The sequence below is a fragment of the Candidatus Phytoplasma gossypii genome, assembly GCF_030586975.1.
In the GTDB taxonomy this organism is placed as follows: domain Bacteria; phylum Bacillota_I; class Bacilli_A; order Acholeplasmatales; family Acholeplasmataceae; genus Phytoplasma; species Phytoplasma citri.
Genome location: NZ_JAOSIT010000007.1, coordinates 1 through 21,711 on the forward strand (window position 1 = coordinate 1; position 21,711 = coordinate 21,711).

15 protein-coding genes, 1 rRNA gene and 1 pseudogene are annotated in these 21,711 nt (G+C 23.7%); 9 read left to right on the forward strand and 8 right to left on the reverse strand.

Features of this window, described 5'->3' with window-relative positions; translation table 11 throughout:
- From OC698_RS00945 to yihA, 6 genes are all read right to left on the reverse strand, one after another.
- Positions 1-633, reverse strand: a 16S ribosomal RNA gene (locus OC698_RS00945); the annotation flags it as partial.
- Between the two features lie 296 nt (positions 634-929).
- The gene (pth, locus tag OC698_RS00950) at positions 930-1,517 is read right to left on the reverse strand and encodes an aminoacyl-tRNA hydrolase (RefSeq protein WP_304512870.1); all 588 of its coding nucleotides are present in this window, start codon (positions 1,515-1,517) and stop codon (positions 930-932) included.
- A 135-nt stretch (positions 1,518-1,652) separates the two neighbouring features.
- Positions 1,653-4,442 carry a cation-translocating P-type ATPase gene (locus OC698_RS00955; protein ID WP_304512871.1) on the reverse strand — a complete coding sequence of 930 codons (2,790 nt, stop codon included), beginning with the start codon at positions 4,440-4,442 and terminating at the stop codon, positions 1,653-1,655.
- 135 nt (positions 4,443-4,577) lie between these two features.
- The gene (locus OC698_RS00960; RefSeq protein ID WP_304512872.1) at positions 4,578-5,360 is read right to left on the reverse strand and encodes an alpha/beta fold hydrolase; all 783 of its coding nucleotides are present in this window, start codon (positions 5,358-5,360) and stop codon (positions 4,578-4,580) included.
- 39 nt (positions 5,361-5,399) lie between these two features.
- Positions 5,400-8,012 (reverse strand): valine--tRNA ligase, encoded by a 2,613-nt coding sequence (locus OC698_RS00965; RefSeq protein ID WP_304512873.1) that lies wholly within the window; start codon positions 8,010-8,012, stop codon positions 5,400-5,402.
- Positions 8,013-8,133: 121 nt separating this feature from the next.
- Positions 8,134-8,730, reverse strand: a complete 597-nt coding sequence (gene yihA, locus OC698_RS00970) for a ribosome biogenesis GTP-binding protein YihA/YsxC (protein ID WP_304512874.1) — start codon at positions 8,728-8,730, stop codon at positions 8,134-8,136.
- 343 nt (positions 8,731-9,073) lie between these two features.
- Between yihA and pheS the strand changes: the two genes are divergently transcribed.
- The 9 genes and pseudogenes from pheS to OC698_RS01015 all read left to right on the forward strand — a co-directional run bounded on the left by pheS (position 9,074) and on the right by OC698_RS01015 (position 19,873).
- Complete coding sequence (gene pheS, locus OC698_RS00975) at positions 9,074-10,114, forward strand: phenylalanine--tRNA ligase subunit alpha (RefSeq protein ID WP_304512875.1); 1,041 nt, start codon at positions 9,074-9,076, stop codon at positions 10,112-10,114.
- Positions 10,115-10,177: 63 nt separating this feature from the next.
- Positions 10,178-12,601, forward strand: a complete 2,424-nt coding sequence (pheT, locus tag OC698_RS00980) for a phenylalanine--tRNA ligase subunit beta (protein ID WP_304512876.1) — start codon at positions 10,178-10,180, stop codon at positions 12,599-12,601.
- Positions 12,602-12,637: 36 nt separating this feature from the next.
- Positions 12,638-13,552: a ribosome small subunit-dependent GTPase A gene (rsgA, locus tag OC698_RS00985; protein ID WP_304512877.1), complete on the forward strand. Its 915-nt coding sequence runs from the start codon at positions 12,638-12,640 to the stop codon at positions 13,550-13,552.
- Between the two features lie 150 nt (positions 13,553-13,702).
- Positions 13,703-13,810, forward strand: a pseudogene (locus OC698_RS00990) (GTP-binding protein); the annotation flags it as partial.
- 32 nt (positions 13,811-13,842) lie between these two features.
- Positions 13,843-15,660 carry a translation elongation factor 4 gene (lepA, locus tag OC698_RS00995; RefSeq protein WP_304512879.1) on the forward strand — a complete coding sequence of 606 codons (1,818 nt, stop codon included), beginning with the start codon at positions 13,843-13,845 and terminating at the stop codon, positions 15,658-15,660.
- 80 nt (positions 15,661-15,740) lie between these two features.
- A complete protein-coding gene (locus tag OC698_RS01000) occupies positions 15,741-17,042 on the forward strand; it encodes an ABC transporter ATP-binding protein (RefSeq protein WP_304512880.1) in 1,302 nt (433 codons plus the stop codon).
- Positions 17,036-17,890, forward strand: coding sequence for an ABC transporter permease (locus OC698_RS01005; RefSeq protein WP_304512882.1), 855 nt, complete (start codon positions 17,036-17,038; stop codon positions 17,888-17,890). Before OC698_RS01000 ends, OC698_RS01005 begins: the two co-directional genes overlap by 7 nt.
- 5 nt (positions 17,891-17,895) lie before the next feature.
- Complete coding sequence (locus OC698_RS01010) at positions 17,896-18,693, forward strand: ABC transporter permease (RefSeq protein WP_304512883.1); 798 nt, start codon at positions 17,896-17,898, stop codon at positions 18,691-18,693.
- The gene (locus OC698_RS01015) at positions 18,683-19,873 is read left to right on the forward strand and encodes an ABC transporter substrate-binding protein (RefSeq protein ID WP_304512884.1); all 1,191 of its coding nucleotides are present in this window, start codon (positions 18,683-18,685) and stop codon (positions 19,871-19,873) included. The genes OC698_RS01010 and OC698_RS01015 overlap by 11 nt, the downstream gene beginning before the upstream one ends.
- A gap of 66 nt (positions 19,874-19,939) precedes the next feature.
- Here the strand turns inward: OC698_RS01015 and OC698_RS01020 are convergent, their stop codons facing one another.
- Positions 19,940-20,566: a lambda-exonuclease family protein gene (locus tag OC698_RS01020; protein WP_304512885.1), complete on the reverse strand. Its 627-nt coding sequence runs from the start codon at positions 20,564-20,566 to the stop codon at positions 19,940-19,942.
- A 65-nt stretch (positions 20,567-20,631) separates the two neighbouring features.
- Positions 20,632-21,399 carry a TatD family hydrolase gene (locus tag OC698_RS01025; protein WP_304512886.1) on the reverse strand — a complete coding sequence of 256 codons (768 nt, stop codon included), beginning with the start codon at positions 21,397-21,399 and terminating at the stop codon, positions 20,632-20,634.
- Positions 21,400-21,711: the final 312 nt, after the last annotated feature.

Sequence of the window (21,711 nt, forward strand, 5' to 3'; positions counted from 1 at the left end):
TTTCAATAGCCGGACAACGTTGAGCGTTGCCATTACACCACTGACTTACTAGACCGCCTACGCACCCTTTACGCCCAATAATTCCGGATAACACTTGCCCCTTATGTCTTACCGCGGCTGCTGGCACATAATTAGCCGGGGCTTATTCATCAAGTACCGGCAAACAAATGGTTCACCACTTGCTTTTCTTCCTTGATAAAAGAACTTTACATACCAAAGTACTTCGTCGTTCACGCGGCGTTGCTCGGTCAGAGTTTCCTCCATTGCCGAAAATTCCCTACTGCTGCCTCCCGTAGGAGTTTGGGCCGTGTCTCAGTCCCAATGTGGCTGTTCAACCTCTCAGTCCAGCTACACATCATCGTCTTGGTAGGCCATTACCCTACCAACTAACTAATATGGCGCAAGCCCCTCCTAAAGTATACCTATTACTAGGTCTTTTAAAAGAAATAAGATGCCTTATTTCTTCCTATCCAGTCTTAGCCACTGTTTCCAATGGTTATCCTCGTCTTTAGGGTAGGTTGCTTACGTGTTACTCACCCGTTCGCCACTAAAACCCGAAGGTTTCCGTTCGACTTGCATGTATTAGGCACGCCGCCAGCGTTCATCCTGAGCCAGGATCAAACTCTTCGTAATAAATCATTCAAATAAATAAAAATTATTTATTGGAATATAGTTAATATTTAATAATTTTTTATGATAAAAATATCATAATAAATAATAAAATATCATCTTCAGTTTTCAAAGAAGTAGTTTTAACTAACAATTATATGATCTTACTTAATATACATAAAGATACAAAAAACATACCTTAGGTCTATTTTTTTCAAAAGTATAAAGTAACATAATAATTGTAATTTAAAAAATCCATATTGTCAATATTTATTTAATATTTTATTTCCGAAAATGAATTTACCAAAAAGTAATTAATCTTAATTATTTTTTTTAAAATTACTAACCATTTTAAATAAAGATTCTAAAGAATTTGTACTAATAAACATTTCTATTAATCCTTTAAGAAAACAAAAATTTGAATTAATTAAATCAATATTTTCTTGGGACATTTTTTGTAAAACATATTGCGATAAAATCAAAGTAGAATTGTAACCTACACCTAACTTTAATTTTAAAAAATTTCGTGTTTGTAAAACTTCTATAAGATTTTTAATACCATTATGCCCGCCATAATTGCCATTTTGTTTAATTTTAAATTTTCCTACATTTAAATTAATTTCGTCATGAATTATCAAAATATTTGATAATTTAATCTTATATTTTTCTATAATTTTTTTCACAGCTAAACCGGATAAATTCATATAAGTTTTAGGTTTCATCAATAAAACCCCTTGATTACCAATATAAAATCGATAAATTAAATTAAATTCATCGTTTGTGATTTCAATTAAAAAGGATTTTTGAAACTCTTTGAATAAATAATCAATCAACATAAAACCCACATTATGAGGAGTAAAATTAAAATTTACTCCTGGATTTCCTAATCCTACAATTAATTTATACATTCAAAATTATGCTCCATTAAAATTGTTTTTTAATTTATTAAATAAAATTACATAAATACTTAAATTCTTCAAAATTAAAAAAATAGATTATTTCATTTCATATAAAATTAAAAAATTAATCAATAATTTAAATACTCATGACTTCGATTTAATATTATGTATAAATTTATAAATAGTATCCATAATTAAAACAATTATAATACACAAACTTAAATATAAATAATGTTTAAAATTAATAAAAGTAGTGCCAAAAAAATTATTTAAAATAATTACATTTTGAGAAATCAAAATAAATAATATTAATTCACATAAAATACCAACAAATAAAAGATTATTTTTTTTTGTAAAAGTTTGCCAAAAATAAAATTTATCAGATCGACAAGCAAAAACATTACCTATTTGTGAAAAAATAACCGCACCAAAAGCCATAGTAGAAGCGAAAATAAACTCAGATTGTTGGGCAATCATTTTAAAAGGAATGTTCTTATGCATTACAGACCAACCTCCATAATTTAAAAAAAATATTAAAGCTAATATACCTTCCACAATACCTAAAAAACCATAACTTCTTTTTAATAATTTAGTATCTAATAAATGATCTTTAGAAGTTCGAGGTTTTTGAGATAATAAATTTTCTTCAGGTTCTTCTGCTCCTAAAGCTATAGCAGGTAATAAATCTGTAATCAAATCTATAGCCAAAATTTGCATAACAGTTAAATAAAGCGGCATTTTAAATAAAGCCATAAAGATAATGGGGAAAATTTGAGGAATATTTGAACAAAAAACATAACTAATAAATTTTTTAATATTAGCATAAATAGCTCTGGATTCTATTACCGCTTTTGGTATGGTGGAAAAATTATTATCTAATAAAATCATATCAGCAGCATTTAAAACAACATCTTTAGTGCCTTTACCCATGGTAATACCAATATGAGCAGCTTTCATAGCTAAAATATCATTAACGCCATCACCAATAACTCCAACAATCTCATTATTTTTTACATATGCTTCAGTAATTTTCAATTTATGTTTGGGAGTAGTACGAGAAAAAAATATTGGAAGTTTAGTATTTAAAATTTTTTGTAATTCTTGAGCCGACATATTATCCAATTGAGAGCCATCAATATTTAAAAAATTATCATCTTTAATCAAACCCACTTTTTTACCAATTGAAATTGCAGTTGGACCATAATCTCCAGTAATAACCGTAATTTTTAAACCAGCTTTTAACAAATCTTCTACAGCTTGACGAACTTCTATTTTAGGAGGATCAAAATTAACTGCAAAACCTAAAAATACCATATCTTCTTCTTTATTTAATTGTTGAGATTCTTCTATTTTTTTATAAGCAATAGCTAAAATGCGATAACCTTGACTAGATAATTCCTCATTACAACTCGCAAAATAATCTTTATCATTATCCTTGAAATCACTAACTTTATTATTCTTGTACTGAAGATTACAACTATTTAAAATAACATTAGGAGCGCCTTTAACAAAAAGATATTTACTATTAATATCATAATATTCTTGAGATAAATTGCGAACTAAAACACTCATTTTTTTATTTTCTGAATTAAAAGGATTAATTTTATCAATAATAAAATTTTCACGAATATTTCTAATATTTAAACCATATTTAGTAGCTGCGACTAATAAAGCTGCTTCTGTAGGATTACCGATAATATTAATATTTTCCGCATTCAAATTAATTAAATTAGATTCCGAACAAATAATAGTAGCTATTAATATTTTAGAAATAATTTTATTATGAGTTAAAATATCACCATCAATATTATCAAATTTTCCTTCTTTTTTTAATCCGTGGCCAGTAATATTAACAAAACCTCCAGGAAATAATAATTTTTTACAAGTGATCTGATTTTCTGTTAAAGTTCCTGTTTTATCAGTACAAATTACTGTAGCAGAACTTAAAGTTTCTACAGAAAATAACTGTTTAATGAGAGCTTTTTGTTTTGACATTCTTTGAGTACCAAGAGCCAAACTTAAATTAATAGTAGGCAACAAACCTTCAGGAATATTAGCTACTAACATGCCTAATGCTACTACAATAGCTGATTTTAATGCTAATAACCAACCAAATTCCCCTTGAAATTTAAAACGCCAGAAGCAAATTAAACAAACAAACACAGCTAATGAAGACGCTAAAAAACTAATTCTTTTAACTACTCTATGTATTTCTAACTCTAAAGTACTAGTGCTTTTGGTAATATCACGAGCTAATCGGGCTACTTCTCCTATTTGAGTATTTTCACCGATAGCATACACAATACCTTTAGCACTTCCTTGAGCTACTGTAGTACCAGCATAAACTAAATTAGGGATTTCAAAAATATTATCATTTTGATCATTTTCGACAGCATTCCTATTTAAAGGAATAGTTTCTCCTGACAATGTCGAATTATCAACAAAAAAATTATTAGCTTCTATCAAACGAACATCCGCAGGAATAATAGAACCCATTTCTAAAAAAATTAAATCTCCTATAGTTAATTGTTGAGTATCTAAAATTTCTATTTTATTATCTCTATAAACCTGAATTTGTTTCGGAATCATATCGCTTAAAGAAGATAAAATTTTTTCCGCCTTATATTCTTGAAAAAAAGAAAAAATACCATTTATAATTACAACCAAAATAATAGCTATACCAATAGCTTTTTCGTGTATAATAAAAGCTAAAAAACCGGCAATCCATAATAAAATTGCAAACATCGAAAAAAATTGCTTAATAAATTGTTTACCAAAAGAAAAATGATTACTCTGCTTCATAACATTTAAACCGTATAATAATTGTCTTTTTCGAACTTCTTCTGTTGTTAAACCTGATTTTTGCATTTGAAAATAATCCCAAATCTCATTCGAAGATAAACGACTAATTTTAATAATATCTTCTTTGTTCATAAATTTACCTCATTAATTTAAAATATTAAACAAATTAATTAATAAAATTTGTTCTGAAAATAGATAATCAATAATGAAATAGGTTTTAACTATCGCATAACTCATAGTAAATTCGAAAATCAAAACAGTTAGTAGTTATAATATTCTTTTATTTAACCAAACTAAAATATCATTACAAATTTGAAACTTTTCGATATCATGAAATAAATTATGATATGTTTCTTGATATAATTTTAATTGTTTATCATTAGATTGAATAGAATCTAAAAGATAAATGCCATTTTGATAAGGTATTATTTGATCTTTAATGCTATACAGCAATAAAACAGAAGTTACATAAGAAGAAAAATTTTTTTTTAAATAACGCATACTTAAAACTAATAAATTTCTTAATAAACGATAACTAACAGATTCTAAACGATATGGTTGATAATCTATATCTAAAGGAATATGTGATATTTTAGAAGATTTAAAATTAAGTTTTTTTCTTTGCAAAAAACTAAACGCATAAAAAGGATAATTTAATAAACAATTCGAAATTTCTCTACTAGGAGCAGAACTAATAATAGCTCCATCTATATTGTTATATTTAGTAATATAATTATTAACAATAATACCTCCCATACTATGACCAATTAAAAAAACTTTCATAGGATACATTTGTCTCACGTATTGAACTAATTTTGCTAAATCATCTGAAAAAATATGAAAATTTTTAATATCTCCTCTTTTACCTAAACTTTTACCATGACCTCTCACGTCATACGCAATTACATTAAAATTATTTTTAACTAAAAAATCAATTAAAAATAAATAATCATAAGAGCTTTCGCCTAAGCCATGAGTAATAATAATATTTGCTTTTGCTTGTTTAGGTATTGACCAAATAATATTTAAATAAGAACTCTCCAATAACATAAAAAACCATTTACCTAAAAATTTACTTAAATATTAAATTTATTTTTTATTCATTAATTTTTGATATTGCAATAAATATTTAGTATATTTTTCTTTTTCTTCTTGAACTTTACATTTATCAGCTTTATTCAAAAAAGATTCATTCTTCAAAAGATTTTCACTTCTATTTAACTCATATAAAATTTGATTAATTTGAGAATTTACATTTTTATTATTGGATTTTTGATTAATTGTTAATAACATGTCTTTTTTGATAAAAAGAAAAATATTTTGATCTGCAAACAATAGTTCATATTTATTAACGCAAGGAGAAATCTTTCCTAATTGTATATCACACGCTTTAAACCATTTTTTAATTTCAAATAATATTATTTGAAATTCATTTAAATAAGTTGCAGGAATTTCTAAATATAATTCCAATAAAAATAATTTATTCAAAGAATTAATTTGACGAAATTGACGCATTTTAGTAATTAATCTTTTTAAAGCTTCAAAGATAGATAAAGATGTTAAATCATTAAATCTAACAGGAGATAATTTTTCTGTAATAATTGAATTTCCTAAATCTAATTCTTTATAAAGAGCATCTGTAATAAAAGGCATAAAAGGATGTAAAACTAATAAAATTGATTTCCAAATATAAATGATTACTTTATAACTATTTGCAATTAATTCACAATTTTTATTAATATCTTGCCAACAAATTTTATAAAATTCTAATCCCCAATTAGCAAATTCATCCCAAACAAAATTATATATTAATTTCCCTATCACACTAAATTCATATTTATCATATAAAACATCTATTTTTTCTAATAATATTGATAATTTAGTTAATAAAAATTTTTCTGGCAATAATAATTTGTTTTTACTAAAATCTGTTTTCATTATTTTAAGATTATTTTTGATAAAAAAACCAATATTCCATAATTTATTAGCAAACTTCCAACTAGAAATAATTTTATTGACATCAAAATAAAAATCTAAACCCGGAGAAGAATTAGTCGTTAAACACCATCTTAACGAATCTATGCCATATTGATCAATAATATCTTTAGGATTTAGACCATTACCTTTAGATTTAGACATTTTATGACCATGAGAATCTCTAATTAAACCATGCAATAAAACATCTTTAAAAGGTATTTTTTTTACGAAAAATATGCTTTGTAAAACCATTTTAACTACCCAAAAAGTTAAAATATCATATCCAGTAACTAAAACATCTATCGGAAAATGTTTTTGAAATAATTGTTGATTTTCGGGCCAACCTAAAGCACATAAAGGCCACAAAGAAGACGAAAACCATGTATCCAAAACATCAGAATCACGCACAAAGCCATTACCCGGATCATCTATTTGAACTTTAATTTCATTATTCTGATTATACCAAGCCGGAATAGGATGACCCCACCATAATTGACGAGAAATACACCAATCTTCTATTTTAGTCAACCATTGATTAAATAATATTAAAAATCTCTTAGGAAAAAAATTAATTTTATGTTTTTTTAAAATTAACTGAGATAATTCTTTAGTTTTCAAAAACCATTGCAAAGAAAGACGCGGTTCTATAATAATACCTGATATATTAGCGATACGAATAGAATGATTATAATCTTCTACTTTAAATAAAAAATTTTGTTTATCTAAATCTAAAATTAATTTTTCTCGACACACAAAACGATCTAATCCTTGATATTGTTTCGCCAAGTGATTCATAGATCCATCTGGATTCATACATAAAACAGATTTTAAATTATGTTTTTGACCTAATTGAAAATCATCAAAATCATGAGCAGGAGTCACTTTTAATAATCCGCTACCAAACGACATATCGACATATTTATCAGCAATAATAGGTATTATTAAATCGGTACCTGGTACTAAAACTTTTTTACCAATAAAATGTCGATATCTTTTATCACCAGGATGACACATTATAGCTTGATCTCCGAAAATTGTTTCAGGACGAGTAGTAGCTACTACAATAAAATTATCGCTTAAACATCCATCATTGATAAAAAAATATTTTAAATAAAATAATTTTCCTGCAATTTCGCGTTCATGAATTTCAGTATCAGATAAAGTAGTTTGAGCACTAGAATCCCAATTAATTATTTTATAATCACGATAAATCAAACCTTCTTTATATAAAGATACAAAAGCTTTCCCAACAGTAGAACTTATAGAAGGATTTAAAGTGAATTGTTCATAATCATAATCTAATAAAAGACCTAGATCTCGCCATTGTTGACGAATATCTTTAATATATTTTTGTTGCCATTCATCTGCATATTTCAAAAAAAGCTCTTTAGTTAAATCACTAATACTAAAACCTGTTTCTTGTAATTGTTGTTTAATTTTAATTTGCGTAGCTATTCCGGCATGATCCATACCAGGCACAAAAAGAACATTATAACCTGTTAACATTTTGCGACGAACTAAATTATCTTGCAAAATATTATTCCAAGCATGTCCTAAATGTAATTTACCTGTAATATTAGGCGGAGGAATTACAATAGTAAAATTCAGCAAATTAGAAAAATTACTTTTTTTTTGTAATTCTTTGTATTTTAACCAATCGACATATTGATTCTTTTCAATAATTTTAAAATCATATTTATTATTCATATAGTTTAAATTTCTCATTTATAATTTCCTAATCAGAATAAATAGGTAGTAATATTCTACCACTTACAAAACAAATATTAACAAACAAACTGAAAATGTAAAACAAAATTAAAATTAATATTTTTCACAATAATTTTTATTATACATGCAAATTTTTAATCATAAAACTAATAATTTCTGAAATTCCATATTTGTCTCGACAAGAACATAAATAAAAATCTTTAATATTAAAAAAATTATTATTAAAGCATTGCTTAACAAAATTGATACGAGATAATAAGTGATTTTTTTTTACTTTGTCCTTTTTATTTAAAATAATTACAATAGGAATTTTATATTTAACAAAATTTTTACACATTTGTAAATCTAATAAAGTGGGTCCGATATTAAAATCAATTATCTGAAAAATCATTTTAAGTTGATTATTATAAGCAATAAAATGATTAAGCATTAACATTTGTTTCGCGCGTTCCGCTTTATTCCTTTTAGAAAAGCCATAACCAGGAGAATCTATCAAATAAAAAGAATTATTGATTAAAAAATAATTTAATGTAATTGTTTTACCTGGAATTTTAGAAAATAAAGCTAATTTTTTATGATGAGTTAAAGCATTTATTAAAGAACTTTTACCCACATTACTGCGTCCTATTAATAAAAATTCAGGAAAATTAAGAAAAGGGCGATATTTTAAATTAGTAATACTTTTAATGAAAATAGCTTTTTTAATTATATTCATAAAATCCTAATTAACTTCCAAAATATTAATATTTTGGAAGTTAATTTCATATCCTTATTTATATACATATATTTACATTTTCATTCCTAAACTAAAATAATTTTAAAAAAATTTTATTTCACATATTAAGCTTAAAATAATAAAATCAAATTATTTAAATTTGTAATTATGATAATATTATAATATCATATAATGAAAATTAAAATTTTAAAATAAAAAGTATTAAAATTAAAAAAAATTTCAAATTTAATTTTAATTTAATGTTTATTTAAAATTCAAATTAAATTCCATTCCATTAAATATTCAATATTTATCGCATAAGAGGGAAATTAAAATTAATAAAATGAATAATAAAAATGAACATTTACAAAAAAAAATATTCAAATTAAAACAAGAAATTAAATTAAAAATTCAAGAATTAAACAAAATAAATTCTTTACATCAATTAGATATCCAATATAATCGATTTAATAAATATTTTGCAGAAATATTTAAATATATTAAAAAATGTGATTTAAAAACAAAAAAAGAATTAGGCCAAAAAATAAATGAATTAAAAAAAAATTCTATCTTTGTTTATCAAAATAATAAAATAAAAATTGAAAACAAACAATTACAAAACCAAATCAAAAAAGAAAAAATCGATATTACTTTGCCCGGTTTTTTTTTTCCAACAGGAAGCTTACACCCTATAACAACAATAAGTGAAGAATTAGAAAATTTTTTTTTAAAAATGGGTTATAACATTTATGAAAACCAAGAAATCGAAACAGATTTATATAACTTTGAACTTATGAATATAAGTAAAAATCATCCAGCTAGAGATATGCAAGATTCTTTTTATTTAGATCAAACACAAGAAAAACTTTTAAGAACTCATGTATCTTCAATGCAAATTAAAGCTATGTTACAATACCCCAATAAACCTTTAAAAATAATTTCATCAGGAAATGTTTATCGTAGAGATAAAGATGATGCGACTCATAGTCATCAATTCACTCAATTAGATGGTTTTGTAATAGATTACACAGCTAATTTGGAAAATTTAAAAACTACTATTACCTTATTAATAAAACATATTTTCGGAAAAAAACAAAAAATATTTTTTCGGCCATCTTATTTCCCTTTTACCAATCCAAGTTTAGAAGTAGATTTAATTCTGACCAAAAAAAATAAAGAAGAAATATACCTTGAAATTATGGGAGCAGGATTAATACATCCAAATATATTAAAACAAGGTGGTTTTGATCCTAATAAATATCAAGGATTTGCTTTTGGCATGGGTATTGAACGTATAGCTATGTTAAAATATAAAATAGAAGATATTCGAGATTTTTATAATAATGATTCAAGATTTTTAAAACAATTTTCATTATTAAATTGATATATAATGAAATCTTTTATTCAAGATTTATATATAAAAAATAATTAAAAAAGAGAAAATATAATGATTATCAACGAAAACATTTTAAAAAAATATTTATCCCAACCTATTCCTAAAAACTTAAAATTTCTAATTAATAATCATATAACAGAAGTAGAAAAAATAGAAATAATTCATCCTCAATTAACACTCAAGAATAACCAAAAATATATTATCGGAAAAATTATTAAAATTATAAACCAAATAATTACAATAGATATTGGCAAAAATATAATATTTATTGATAAAAATCAAATTATTAATTTTGATAATCTTGTAATAAATCAAAAAATTATTGTTTTAATAGAGTCAAAATTACAAAATATTATTTCTAACTTTGATAACAACCAAAATCCAGATATTTATGATAAAAATATTTACAACAAAAAAATAATTTCAGCTAAAGATTTACAATTATCTCATAAACATTTAATAGAATCAGAAAAAACTGAAATATTATATTTAGATGAACAAGCTCCTATAGGAAAATGCGCTTTAACATATTTAAATTTAAAAGGTTCAGTTATCACCTTAGCATTAACTCCTAATAGAGTAGATCTTTTATCGCATATAGGATTTGCTAAAGATCTCAATGCTGTATTAAACTCATCTAACCCACAATTAATTCATTTTCAAAATCTCCATGATAACCCTCGCGAATTAGATAAAATAAATCCTTTCATTATTCATATCAAAAACGATAATTGTTATGAATATAGTTTAAGATATATAACAAATTTGATAGTAAAACCTAGCCCTTTATGGTTACGTAATTTATTAATAACAAACCAAATAGAACCTATTAATAACATTATGGATATTATTAATTTAATAATGATAGAATACGGAATACCATTAAATGTTTTTGATGCCGAAAAATTAACCCACGAACAAATCGAAATAAGAAATGCTAAACCCAACGAAAAAATTTGCCATCTAAACAAAACATATTTTTTAAGACATCAACAAGACATAGTAATTGCTAATAATAATAACGTTATCTCTTTGAGTAATATTTTAAACAATCTAGATTATGAAATTACAAATAAAACTCAAAACATTATTATTACAAGTAGTTATTGGAACATAGAAATCATCTCAAAAATAGCTAAATATCATCAAATAAATAATCCTCAAACTTTATTATTAACCAAAGGAATTGATCAAAATTTGATTCAAAAAGCCTTAAACCAAGCCACATATTTAATACAAAAATTAACTTATGGAAAAGTATATAAAAAAATTTCATCTCAAAAAATAAAACAACATAATAATCCGAAAATAAGAATTTCATTAAAAGAAATTAATAAAAAAATAGGTTTAAAATTATCTTCTAATAAAATCATCAATATATTAAATAAATTAAATTATAAAGTAGATTTTATATCTAAACCTTCTCAAAATTTTATGGCACAAGCTCCTGAAAGACGTTATGATATTATGACTCCTGAAGACATAATAGCAGATTTAGTTAGATTAAAAGGTTTTAATAATAAAACAAAACAATCGGCTATTAATCATTTTACAGAACATAACACATGTGCAAAAAATTTAATTAAATTAAAAAAATTTTTAGCTAACTTGGGATTTTATGAAATTAAAACATACAAACTTATTAATCAAAAAATTTTTAACTTATTTCATCAGAATCAAAATTATTTATCAGTTATAAATCCTATTAATGAAGAAAGAACAATTCTTAGACAAGCCTTAAGTGGAAGTATGTTAGAAGTTTTAGAATTTAATCATAAACATAAAAATATAAATAATGCTTTTTTTGAAATATCACATGTATTTTACAAAAACCAAGAGATTTTACATTTATCTTTAGGTATTAGCGGTCATTTAATAAAAAATTACTGGTTAAAACAAAATATAGAAAGTTCTTTCTTTATTTTAAAAGGATTTTTAGAAAGAATAGCTCATTTTTTAAATATTAATTTATCGTTCTCAGTGACCAAAAAATATTTGAATTTACATCCAGGAGCACAAGCCAATATTCAAATGAATAAAAAAAATATTGGTTTTATAGGGGAAATACATCCAAAATTAACTTTAATAAATAATTTAAACCAAAGTTTTATAGCTGAAATTAATCTAGATCTAATTTTAAAACAATCTTTTAATAATAATATAATTGTGAATAAAATTAATAAATTACCTTATATAACTCGAGATTTAAGCTTTTGGATAAATAAAAAATTTAATTTTAAACAAATATTCAAAATCTTAACAAAAGATTTTCAAAAAATTTTAAGAAAATGTGAATTGTTAGATGTATATATGCCAAAATCTAATACCCCAAATACAAATCAAGAATATTACTCTTTATCTTTTCGTTTAACATTTGAAAATATCAATAATAACTTAAATAAAATTACAATAGAACAAATTATCCATCAAATAGAAAATAATTTAAAAAATAAATTTCAAGCAAAAATAAGATAAAAAAATACTATATATCATCATAAAAGGAGCCTTATATTGTATAAAGGAATTGTTGTTAAAAATTTAATCAATAAATATGTTATTCTCGATTTATCACAAAAAAAAACCATAATTGCTCAACCTAAAGGCAAAATAAAAGATTTTAATCAAAAAAATATAACAACTAAATCGCTATACCATTGTCCTATCAAAATAGGAGATATAGTAGAATATGAATTCAAATATAATAATTTTTTTATTATAAATATACAAACTCGTAAAAATGAATTAGAAAGACCTCATATAGTAAATATTGATCAAGTACTATTAATATTTTCTCTTACAGAACCTAAAATAGATTTTAAGTTATTAGATAAATTTTTAATAATTCTACAAAGATTAAACATTAAAATAATATTGATTTTCACTAAAAAAGATTTAATAAATCAAGAACAATTCCAATATATAAAAAATCAACTTTCATATTACGAAAAATGGTATTCTGTAATATATATTAACGCTAAACAAAAAAATAATATAACTTATATAATTGAACAATTAAAAAATAAAATAACTATTATGGCGGGACAAACTGGTGTAGGTAAATCAACTTTATTTAATAATTTAACTTCTCTTAAAGTAAAAACTCAACCGATTTCTATTCGTTCGTTTAAAGGTAAACATACAACGACAAGCTCACAATTATATATATGTCATCAAGGTTATTTAGCTGATACACCTGGCTTTTCCAAATTAACACTATCTAATTTAAAAACTAATGAAATTAAAAATTTCTATCCAGATTTCAATTCTATATCTGAACAATGTTTTTTTGGAAATAATTGTTTACATATTGAAGAAAAAAAATGTAAAATAATAGAAAATTATCAAAAAGGTTTAATTACTAAAAGCAGATATCTTAATTATCTATTCTTAGTAAAGCAAAACAAAAACAAAAACAATACAAATTAAAGTAAATTAATAAAATATTTAAAATCCCATTTATCTACATAAAATGTTTTTTATTATATAATAATAAATACATAATTTATACACTAATACTTTAACAGAATTTTAACGATTATATAAATGATATGATAAGGAAAGTCAATTGTATAAAAAATGGATTTTGATAAAATCCAACAAAGACAAAAACAAATAAGAAATTTTTCTATTATTGCACATATAGATCATGGCAAATCTACTTTAGCTGATAGAATTTTAGATAAATGATATGATAAGGAAAGTCGATTGTATAAAAAATGGATTTTGATAAAATCAAACAAAGACAAAAACAAATAAGAAATTTTTCTATTATTGCACATATAGATCATGGCAAATCTACTTTAGCTGATAGAATTTTAGAAATAACCAATACTGTTCTAAAACACGAAATGAAACCTCAATTTTTAGATTCTATGGCTTTAGAACAAGAAAGAGGAATAACCATTAAATTAAATGCTATTCAAATAAAATATCATAGTTTACAAAAAAAAGAATATATTATGCATTTAATTGACACACCAGGTCACAGCGATTTTAGATATGAAGTTTCACGTTCCTTAGCAGCATGCGAAGGAGCATTATTAGTAGTAGATGCTACTCAAGGAATACAATCTCAAACCATATCAAATCTAAAATTAGCTTTAGAAAATAAACTTATAATTATACCCGTCATAAATAAAATAGATGCACCAAATGCTAATATACCTAAAATTCAACAAGAAATTAAAAATCTTCTAAAAATCGATATCAATTCCATTATATTAGCGAGCGGAAAAACAGGTGCGGGAATTAAAGATGTTTTGGAGAAAATTATAAAAAATATTCCCTGTCCCAAAGGAGATCCCCAATCACCTTTACAAGCTTTAATTTTTGATTCAAAATTTAATAATTATAAAGGAGTAATACCTCATATCAGAATTATAAATGGAACCCTTAAAAAGGGAGATCGTATACGTTTTATTAAAAGTAAAGCTGTTTATGATGTTATGGAAGTAGGCACTTTTCGACCTAATCCTGTTATACAACCCTTTTTAACTACAGGAGATGTAGGTTACTTAACTGCTTTTATTAAAAATATTGACGATGTAAAAATCGGTGATACCATTACTTTAAACAAAAATCTTCAAATTCATGCATTACCAGGATATAAAGTAATTAATCCTGTAGTTTTTTGCGGTTTTTATCCTGCTGAAAGCAAACAATACATTAATCTTCAAGAAGCATTACAAAAATTAAAATTAAACGACTCATCCTTAATTTACGAAAAATCTAATTCTAATATTTTAGGCATGGGATTTCGTATTGGTTGCTTAGGTTTATTACATATGGATATTATTAAAGAAAGAATTACTCGTGAATTTAAAATAGAAGTTATTATCACTGCTCCTTCAGTTATTTTCCATGTTTATACCAAACAAAACCAAAAAATTATTATAGATAACCTGCAAAAATGGCCTCAAAATCAAGCTATTGAAAAAATAGAAGAACCTTTCATAAAAGCTTTTATAACATGTCCCGAAAAATACATAGGTTCAGTAATGAAATTAACACAAAATAAAAGAGGAATTTTACAAAATATCAAATATTTAGAAAATCAAAATACAATATTAACATATTTATTACCTTTTGGAGAAATTATTTACGATTATTTCGATCAATTAAAATCTGCAACCCAAGGATATGCTTCTTTTGATTATCAAATGGAAAATTACTATCCAAGTAAATTAAAAAAAATGGATATTTTATTAAATTCTGAAATAGTTGATGCGTTATCTTTGGTAGTTCATGAAGATTTCGCTTATACTAAAGGCAAACTAATTTGCAATAAATTAAAAGAATTGATACCGAAACAAATGTTTGAAATTACAATTCAAGCAGCTCTTGGCAAAAAAATTATAACTAGAGAAAATATAAAAGCTTTAAGAAAAAATGTTACAGATAAATGTTATGGCGGAGATCATACAAGAAAAAAAAAGTTATTAGAAAAACAAAAAGCTGGAAAAAAGAAAATGAGAGCTCTAGGAAAAGTTAAATTACCTCAACAAGCTTTTTTAGCTATTTTAGCAAATAAATAATTAAAATATTTGCAGAAAAACTTATCAAATAATTAATTTTTATTAGAGTCAAAAGAGAGGGAGGTACAATCAAAAAATATATGACCGATTTAATAGAACTAAAAAATATTACTAAGGTTATAAATAATCAAATAATTTTAAAAGATATTAATTTAAAAATTAAAACAAATGAATTTGTAACTATATTAGGACCTTCAGGATGTGGCAAAACAACTATTCTAAAAATTATAGGAGGTTTTGATACTTGCAGTAGTGGTGATATTTTGTTCAAAAATAAAAGTATTTTAAATGTACCACCTCACAAAAGATTAATAAACACAGTTTTTCAAAATTATTCACTTTTTCCTCATTTAAATGTTTTAGAAAATATAGCTTTCGGCTTAAGAGTAAAAGATTTAAATTATACAACGAAACAAAAAATAAAAAATGTCAACAATACCACAAAACAAAAAATTAATTCCATTAAACAAAAATATAAACAAAAAATAAAAATAATTCAAAATAATTTAAACCAAAATTATGTATTTTCATTGTTGCCATTTTATAAAAAACATCCTGACCTCAAAAAATTAAAACTAGATTTAAAAGAAGAAATAGAACTTATAAAAAAACAACAGCAACTATTATTAAGTCAATTTAATCAAAAATTATTATGCTCAATAACAAAAGAAGAATTTATCAAAAACAAAGTTTTACATTATTTGAAATTAGTGGGATTACAAGGATTTGAAAACAGAAATATTTACCAACTATCTGGAGGACAACAACAACGAGTAGCTATTGCTCGAGCTTTAATTAATGAACCTGAAGTAGCTTTATTTGATGAACCTTTAGCAGCATTAGACCTAAAATCAAGACAAGAAATGCAATACGAATTAAAAGAAATGCAAAAAATTTTCGGTATTACTTTTATAGTAGTAACACACGATCAATCCGAAGCTTTAACTATGAGTGATAAAATAGTAGTTATCAAACAAGGAGCTATTCAACAAATAGGCAATCCTGAGGATATTTATAATGAACCTGCCAACAAATTTATAGCCCAATTTATTGGGGAATCAAATCTAATTTCTGGAATTATGAAAGATGATTTTGTAGTTTTATTTGATAATAAAGAATTTCGTTGTATAGATTATGGTTTTCGAAAAAATCAACCTGTTGATATAGTTATAAGACCAGAAGATATAGATATTGTAAATTATAAAGATGGTTTAATTACGGGAATAGTCCATTCTATATCCTTTAAAGGAGTTTATTGGGAAGTCATTATCAAAACTAAATATAGACATTATTTAATTCATACAACAGATTTTATTGAAAAAAATGCCCAAATAGGAATATCTTTTAATCCCGAAGACATTCATATTATGGAAAAATGGTAAAATTAAACATGAAAAATATTATTAAAAATAAATCCAATAAATTTTATAAATGGTTAGCTTTGCCATATTTAATTATTATAATTTTATTAATTATAATGCCAATATTAATAATTTGTTTTGATTCAATTCAAGAATATGATGATACCAAAATTATTAAAATGGTTTTTACTACTAAATACTATTATAATTTTTATACTAATTTAAATTTTATTTATATTATTATAAGATCTATTTCTATTTCCGTTATAGCTACTTTTTTGGTCATTATTATTACTTACCCGTTAGCATATGGCGTTTCAAAATTAAATCCTTTAATCCAACCAATAATTATTTTATTAATTAATGGTACTATTTGGATTAATATGATTTTAAAGACACAAGCTTTAGTGCAAATTTTATCTTTAACAGAAAAATTCTTAAACATTAATATACTAGAAACTAATATAGCTATGTTTATTGGTTTTTTATATCTTTTTTTACCTTATATGTTTTTATCTATTTATCTAAATATTTCTAAAATAGACAAAAGTTTGATCGAAGCTGCTCAAGATCTAGGAGCTAATGAACAACAAGTATTTAAAAAAATTATATTTCCTTTATCATTGCCTGGTATTATTGAAGGAACCATTTTAATTTTATTACAAATAGTCACTAATATTATTGTTCCGAAATATTTAGGACCTACAAATGTCATGGTAATAAGCGAATTAATAGAAAATAAAATATTTTTAAATGATGAAACTAAAAGCGCTTGTGTTATAGCTATTAACTTAACAATTTTGATGTTAATAATCTTAAAACTTTGTCCTAAAAATCAATACTACAAATATGCTAAAGAAGGAAAATAATAATTGTGAAAATAAATGTCAAAAAGAATTTGTTATATATATATTTAACGATTATGTTAATTTTTATTTATCTCCCTATTATCTCTTTAATAATTTTTTCTTTTAACGAAAATGAAGGCAGAATAGCTTCATTAATACATTTCAACAAATTTGGTTTTAAATGGTATCACAAAATAATACAAGATGAATCAGTAAAAAAAGCTATAATAGTAACTTTAGAAATAGCCTTTCTATCCACTATTATATCAACTGTAATCGGAACTTTAGCAGCTATTTCTTTAATGAATTATAACAAAAAATGGCAAAAAATTATTTTATCTATAAATCAATTCCCTATCATTATACCCGAAATAATAAATGCTTTATCTTTGTTTATTTTATTTAGTTTTATGAGATTAAACAACGGCTTTTGGCGTATGTTATTATCGCATATATCTTTTAGCGTACCTTATATTTTGATTACCATTTATAATAAATGTTGCAATTTAGATTTAGATACTATAGAAGCGGCTTATGATTTAGGTGCTACACCAAATCAAACTTTAATTAAAATTATTTTACCTCAATTAAAAAATTCTATCATAGCAGGAGCTAGTATAGCTTTTGCTTTATCTTTTGATGATTTTATTATTTCTTATTTTGCAGGAGGTTCTGATTTTCAAAATATCTCAGCTTATATATATAGTTTAAAAGGCACTATTAATCCTACTATTAACGCTGTATCCTCATTACTAATTTTATTTATTTTAATAAAAATAATGTTTCATTGTTATTTTGTGAAAAAAAATCAATATGAATACTAGAAAAAAAATAATAAGTATAATATTGTTTCTATCAATATTTTTTATTACCAACTTATATAGAATTATAACTCGAAATGCTGCTAAACAAAGTATAATATTATTTAATTGGGGGGAATATATTGATCCTAAAATTATTTCTGATTATAACAAGCAATCAAAAAATTTTATTATTAAACAAAATTTTTTTTCATCAAATGAAATAGCTATAAATAAAATAAAAACAGGGGATATCTATGATATCGCTATTTTAAGCGAATACGCTATAGAACAATTAAAAGATAATTATCTTCATAAAATAGATAAAGATAAATTAACAAATTATCCCGAATTAACTCACAATTTTAAAAAAATTCAAAAAGATAAATTGCCCCAAAATATAAAAGAATATATTGTCCCATATTTTTGGGGAAAATTAGGTTTTTTATACAACAAAAATAAAATAAGTCGCGAACAAATAAGTAAAAATTGGACCCAAATATTACAAAATAATAATTATAAAGTAGCGTTATATAATAATCCTTTTGAAGGCATATTTATAGGATTAAAAGCAACCAAAGGTGACATCAGCCAAGCCAATACAACAGAAATTATTAAAGCTAAAGAATGGTTACTAACTTTAAAACAAAAAAATAAAAATTTATTTTTTGTTACAGATCAAATTTTAGATAATATGCGTATAACTAATCAAGAACGTTATGACATAGCTGTTACTTATTCTGGTGATGCTAGATATCTAATGCAACAAAATCCTAATCTTGAATACTATGATTTTAATGATCAAGAAAATAATATTTATCAAACAAATATTTGGGTAGATAGCTTAGTATTACCTAAAGGAAGTAATACAATCGGAGCTTATGATTTTATCAATTTTTTATTAAAAAATAGTAATCTTAAACAAAACGCTTTATTTGTGGGATATGACTCTCCCTACGAAAATATTAATGAAAACAATGATATCTTAAAAATAAATATCAATAACAAAGATAATATATATAAATATAATGTTCAAACCAAAAAACAAATTAATGATGCTTGGAATGAAATTTATGCATATCCCAGACCACAAGATAAATATTTATTATTATTAAGTTTTCTAATCATTATATTTTGTTTCATAATAAAACTAAAAATAAATTTGCCGAAAAATAATAAATTTTTTATTACCAAATATAAATAAATTAAAAAAATAATCTCAAAATTATAATTAAAATAACAAAATTATATTTTTAATTTTTTATAACTTTTAAATAAATTCCTTCACTTTTTTTAGATCACCTAATTGTTGTAAAATTTGTTTAGCTTCGGTAAATAATTTATAAAAATCAAAACATTTAGTATACATTTTATCAATAAATTCTGAATCTCTATACACTTCCTGCACTTTAGAATGTTGATAAGTATAATAAACTAAAAAAAAAGCTTTATCAGCATTAGAACAATAAAGTTGAGCTTGAATTTGTGCATAATAAAATTTGGGTATTTTATCATTCAAAAAAAAATCTTTCCAAGAAGAAGTATCGCAGGAAATAGGACATTTAATTTCTAAAATACTTCGGGAATCTGAATTCCAACCATCTAAAGAAGCAGACATGAATTGTTTCACAAAAACAGCAGGAACAAAATCCATTTGAAAAACTGAATTAAAAAAAAATCTAGCTTCAGGTTCCAAACGGCGTCCACGACGCATAGCTTCATTAACTTCTATTTTCTCTTTAAATAATTTTCTTTTAAATAATAACTTAACACTTTCGAAAGGATTTAAACCCATAATAGCCGCTACCTCAGAAGCATTAATATAATTATTTCTATGTTCATGCCAAGATATAGAATCTTGTTTAATATCTATCAATTTACTCGAATTATCTAACATATAAAATTCATTATCCTTATCTTTCTAAATTAAATTTAAATGAAAAAATTATATCGAATTTAAAATTATAATTTATCAATTAAAAAAAGATTTTTAGCATTCTTAGTAGTTTGCTTAATAACATCGGATAAACTTATTTGTCGTAAATAAGCAATCTTTTCAGCAATAATACTTAAATAAGCAGGTTCATTACGTTTTGTTTTTTTCAAAGGAAAAGGTGTTAAAAAAGGAGAATCAGTTTCTAATAATATTTTATCTAAAGGTATTTTACAAGCTACTTCGTGAGCTACTAAAACATTATTATAAGTAACAATGCCACCAATACCTATATAAAATCCTAATTCGACAGCCTTTTGAGCCTCTTCTAAATTATTTACTAAACAATGAAAAACTCCTTTAAGTTTATTTCGATAAGGCAATAAAACTTGATAAACTTCTTCAAAAGCTTCTCGAGCATGCAAAATAACAGGTAAATTATATTTAAGAGCTAAATCTAATTGAATTTGTAAATTTTTTTTTTGAATATGTAAAGAAGTTTTATCTCTATATAAATCAATACCGATTTCTCCTACTGCTACAACTTGTGGCAATCTTAAATATTGTTGAATGGTCATAGGATCTTCATTTTGCCAATAGCATGGATGTATACCCACTGCAATTTTAATACATTCGTATTCTAAAGCCAACTGAAAAGCTTTTGCATTAGTTTGAGCGTTTAATCCTGGAACAATAAAATATTTAATCCCATTATTATGGGCTTTATCTATAACTTCGTTTAAATCTTTTTCATAATCATTTAAATTTAAGTGTGTATGAGTATCAATTAATAACATATATTTAATCCAAAAAACTCCTATATTCTTTTTTAAATTTAAAAAATTAAAAAAACTTCATAAAATTAAGATCTTAAAAATATTAATACTTTTTATTTTAACCTTTGAAAAAAGTTAAACACCGAATATAAAAAAATAAACTCTAATATTTGATATTTTTGTAATTTTAATAAATTAAATTATTTTATTTACTATTATATTTCAATCCTTTTTTTTATTATAATGATAAATACCTGTTATATATTAAAAATATATATTAAAAAATTAATTTTTCATCAAATTATAAATTTTAAATTTATTTTTATATATGGG

Coding starts and splice junctions, on each gene's coding strand:
- pth (WP_304512870.1), bottom strand. CDS start 1,517: ATGTATAAATTAATTGTAGGATTAGGAAATCCAGGAGTAAATTTTAAT.
- OC698_RS00955 (WP_304512871.1), bottom strand. CDS start 4,442: ATGAACAAAGAAGATATTATTAAAATTAGTCGTTTATCTTCGAATGAG.
- OC698_RS00960 (WP_304512872.1), bottom strand. CDS start 5,360: ATGTTATTGGAGAGTTCTTATTTAAATATTATTTGGTCAATACCTAAA.
- OC698_RS00965 (WP_304512873.1), bottom strand. CDS start 8,012: ATGAGAAATTTAAACTATATGAATAATAAATATGATTTTAAAATTATT.
- yihA (WP_304512874.1), bottom strand. CDS start 8,730: ATGAATATAATTAAAAAAGCTATTTTCATTAAAAGTATTACTAATTTA.
- pheS (WP_304512875.1), top strand. CDS start 9,074: ATGAATAATAAAAATGAACATTTACAAAAAAAAATATTCAAATTAAAA.
- pheT (WP_304512876.1), top strand. CDS start 10,178: ATGATTATCAACGAAAACATTTTAAAAAAATATTTATCCCAACCTATT.
- lepA (WP_304512879.1), top strand. CDS start 13,843: ATGGATTTTGATAAAATCAAACAAAGACAAAAACAAATAAGAAATTTT.
- OC698_RS01000 (WP_304512880.1), top strand. CDS start 15,741: ATGACCGATTTAATAGAACTAAAAAATATTACTAAGGTTATAAATAAT.
- OC698_RS01005 (WP_304512882.1), top strand. CDS start 17,036: ATGGTAAAATTAAACATGAAAAATATTATTAAAAATAAATCCAATAAA.
- OC698_RS01015 (WP_304512884.1), top strand. CDS start 18,683: ATGAATACTAGAAAAAAAATAATAAGTATAATATTGTTTCTATCAATA.
- OC698_RS01020 (WP_304512885.1), bottom strand. CDS start 20,566: ATGTTAGATAATTCGAGTAAATTGATAGATATTAAACAAGATTCTATA.
- OC698_RS01025 (WP_304512886.1), bottom strand. CDS start 21,399: ATGTTATTAATTGATACTCATACACACTTAAATTTAAATGATTATGAA.